Origin of the sequence: Methylobacterium sp. CCH5-D2, from assembly GCF_001556475.1 — a bacterium.
GTDB classification, from domain to species: domain Bacteria; phylum Pseudomonadota; class Alphaproteobacteria; order Rhizobiales; family Beijerinckiaceae; genus Methylobacterium; species Methylobacterium hispanicum.
Map to the genome: position 1 here is coordinate 1 of NZ_LSIX01000243.1, position 3,135 is coordinate 3,135.

At 78.0% G+C, this 3,135-nt stretch carries 5 protein-coding genes; 3 read left to right on the forward strand and 2 right to left on the reverse strand.

The features are described from left to right. Together AX737_RS06375 and AX737_RS06380 are read right to left on the reverse strand one after the other, a co-directional pair. On the reverse strand, positions 1-806 hold an 806-nt coding region (locus AX737_RS06375; RefSeq protein ID WP_066919944.1), incomplete at its 3' end, for a trypsin-like serine protease. A 101-nt stretch (positions 807-907) separates the two neighbouring features. Beyond that, positions 908-1,666: a S1 family peptidase gene (locus AX737_RS06380; protein ID WP_066919946.1), complete on the reverse strand. Its 759-nt coding sequence runs from the start codon at positions 1,664-1,666 to the stop codon at positions 908-910. A gap of 40 nt (positions 1,667-1,706) precedes the next feature. Between AX737_RS06380 and AX737_RS06385 the strand changes: the two genes are divergently transcribed. From AX737_RS06385 to AX737_RS06395, 3 genes are read left to right on the forward strand one after another with little or no spacing between them, the layout of a single operon-like run. After that, entirely contained in the window at positions 1,707-2,270 is a 564-nt protein-coding gene (locus AX737_RS06385; RefSeq protein ID WP_066919948.1) for a hypothetical protein, read from the forward strand. 16 nt (positions 2,271-2,286) lie between these two features. Then, positions 2,287-2,634: a head-tail adaptor protein gene (locus AX737_RS06390; RefSeq protein WP_066919950.1), complete on the forward strand. Its 348-nt coding sequence runs from the start codon at positions 2,287-2,289 to the stop codon at positions 2,632-2,634. Beyond that, positions 2,631-3,041, forward strand: a complete 411-nt coding sequence (locus AX737_RS06395; RefSeq protein WP_066919952.1) for a DUF3168 domain-containing protein — start codon at positions 2,631-2,633, stop codon at positions 3,039-3,041. Before AX737_RS06390 ends, AX737_RS06395 begins: the two co-directional genes overlap by 4 nt. Positions 3,042-3,135: the final 94 nt, after the last annotated feature.

Here is a 3,135-nt window from a genome sequence, read left to right on the forward strand (position 1 = left end):
TCGGCGGCGCCGACCTGCATCTGCGCGAGTTCGGCCGCGCGCGCCGCGATCCAGCCCGTGTGCTCGGCCACCGGCGTCACGGCGGTGAAGCCGCCGCAGGCGGTGCGGCGGCGGCCGTTCTGCTGCAGCGCGCCGCTCGACCAGCTCACCACGCCGACGATGCGGTAGCCGCCGGGGCCGCCGCTGAGGATCGGCCCGCCGGAATCGCCCAGGCAGGCGCCCGCGCCCGCGGTCTCGGCAAAGCGGCGCCGGTCGGTCACCACCGTGACCCGGTTGGCGACCTGCAGCGAGCCGATCGAGACGAGATGCGCCTGGCGCAGCGTGCGGGCGGTGTTGCGCCGGTTCTCGGCCACGACGCCGAAGCCCGCGATGTCGACGGCGTCCCCGGTGCCGATCGCGCCGCCGCCGCGCGGGTCCAGCGGCGCGTAGTCGGGCCCGAGCGGCTGGGCGAGCTTCACCAGGGCGAGATCGACGCCCGGCTGCTCCTCCGGCGTGGTGCCGGGCACGAACTCGGGATGCATCGTGGCGGCGGCCACGGCCACGCGGCGCTGGCGGAAGGCGCGATCGACCGCGACCACGCTGTAGCCCGCCCGGTGCATCACGCAGTGGGCGGCGGTGAGCACGAGGTCGGGCGCGATCAGGGTGCCCGAGCAGATCTCGCCCTGCGTGCTCTCGATGCGCACCACGAAGGCGCGGGTGCCGTTGGGATCGCGCGAGACCTCGCCCTGGATCACCGCCTGGGCCGAGCCCGGGAGCAGACCGAGCAGGGCGCCGAGCGCGGCCGTGCGAAGGGTGGTGGCGAGCATCAGGCGTTCCCCGGGGATCGGCTGTCGAGCCTAGCCGAAGCCAATTCGTCGGCCAAGCTGCGGTTCCGTGCGGGGCCCCCTCCGGATCGCCGCGGGCGCCCTCACTCCTGCCAGCGCGCGGCGAGGCCCCAGCCCTGGAGCGTGCGGTCGATCCAGGCGCGCTGGGGGCCGAGCAGCACGCCCTGGGTGAGGCCGCCGCAGGCACCGCCGATCCAGGCGCTCACCGCCACGACCGCGCCGTCGGGCCCCGCGATCGGCCCGCCGGAATCGCCCGCGCAGGCCCCGGCCCGCGCGCCCGCCGCCCGGAGCCAGACCAGGATGCGGCTCGGGCCGTGGGGCTCGACCACCGGCAGCGCCACGCTGCGGAAGGTGCCGGTGGTGCGCGGGTCGCCGGCCTTGGCGGCGCCGTAGCCGGCGAGATCCAGGCTCGCGCCGGCCCGCGGCATCGCGGCGCTCAAGGCGGCGGGCGCGAAGCGGTCCGGCAGCGGCGCGGCGGTGCGCACCAGCGCGAGGTCGATCGAGCGGCGCCGGCCCGCGATCGCGCCCGCGTCGTAGCCGGGATGGACCGCGCGGGCCCTGAGTTCGGCCAGCACCGGCTGCCCGGCCGCGTCCCGGTAATGCACCCGCTGCTCCAGCCCCGGCGCCGCGCAATGGCCCGCGGTCAGCACCGCGTCGGGCGCCACGACCACGCCGGTGCAGAGGCTGCCGTTCGAGGACAGCACCATCACGGCGCTGCCCGGCGGCACCTCGGCGCCCCCGACCACCGCCGCGGCGGGCCAGGAGGCCAGCGCGGCGATCACCAGTCCTGCCGCGATTCCTGGGCTGAGCGGCCGCGCGAGGCGGCGCGTGGTCCGGGCCATTCGACAAACCCTGTGCAAGCTGAACCGAGGGAGCGGCCCGATGGTCCCGATACGCGTGGAGGCCGGCGGCGTCGAGGCGGCCGAACCGGCGACGCTCGCCGAGATGCGGCTCTACCTGCGGCTCGACCCCGAGGACGCGAGCGAGGACGCCCTCGTGGCCGGCCTCGTCGCCGCCGCCCGCGCCAGCCTGGAGGCCGAGACGCGGCGCCTCCTCAAGCCCGCCCGCTTCCGGGTGGTGCTCGCCGCCTGGCCGCGCGACCGGCGGATCCCGCTGCCGCTGAGCCCCCTCGTCGGCGTCCTCCGCCTCGGCCTCGCGGGGGCGGACGGCGCGGTCGAGACGCTGGATTCCGGCCTGCTGCGCCTTGGGCCCGACCCGGTCGAGGCGCCCTGCCTGCTGGTCGATCCGGCCGCCCCCGAGCCCGGCGGGCGCGGCATCCTGATCGAGGTCGCGGCGGGCTACGGCGGCGACGGCCCGGCGCTGCCCGCGCCGCTGCACCTCGCTGTCCTGCGGCTCGCCGCCGCCCGCTACGAGCACCGCGGCGACGAGGCCGACCCGCCCGATCCCGCCGCCCTCGCCGCACCCTTCCGGCGCCTGCGCCTCTGACACCCTGGAGCGACCCATGGCCCATACCGAGGCACGCCCGCCCCTCGGGGCGCGGCGGCGGCGCTTCGTGCTCGAAGTGCCGGTGGAGACGCCCGACGGCTTCGGCGGCGTGCTGCGCCGCTACGTCGCCGGGCCGGTGCTCTGGGGCGCGATCAGCCCCGTGGGCGCCGTCGAGCGCCTGCAGGGCGGCCGCGCCGACCGGCTGCCGACCCACCGCATCACCCTGCGGGCGCGCCCCGGCGTCACGCCGGCCGCACGGCTCGTGGCCGGCCCGCGCCGCTTCGCCGTGCGGCACGTGGAGACCGGCGCGCGCGACCTCGTCTGCCACGTCGAGGAGCTGGCCAGATCGGAAGAGGCGCCATGAGCGGCCCGCTCCTGGCCCTGCGCGCCGCCCTGCTCGGGCTGTTCGCGGCCGACGCGGAGCTCGCCCGCCTGATGGGCGGCCGGGTCCGCATCCACGACGAGCCGCCCGCCGGGGCGCCGCCGGTCTACGCCCTGTTCGGCGAGGCGGAGGTGCGCGACGATTCCGTGGACGGCGCCCCGCGCCACCGGCACAGCCACGCGCTGGTCGTCGTCGCCCGGCCGGGCTCCGCCCGCACGGCGCTGGACGCCGCCGACCGCATGGCGGCCCTCGCCGCGGAGCGCCCGCCGACGCTCGCTGGCCACACGCTGGTCCTGCTGCGGCCGGCCGGCATCGCGGTCCGTCGCGACGAGCGCTCGGGCGACGCCCGCGCGACGCTGACGCTCGAAGCCGTGACGGAGACGCCCTGAGGCTGGCGCCCGTCCCGGTTTCGAAAGGCCCGAGGCCTTTCGCGGGTGCAGGGCAGAGCCCTGCATTTGGAACCGCCGGCCCGGCGAAGCCGGG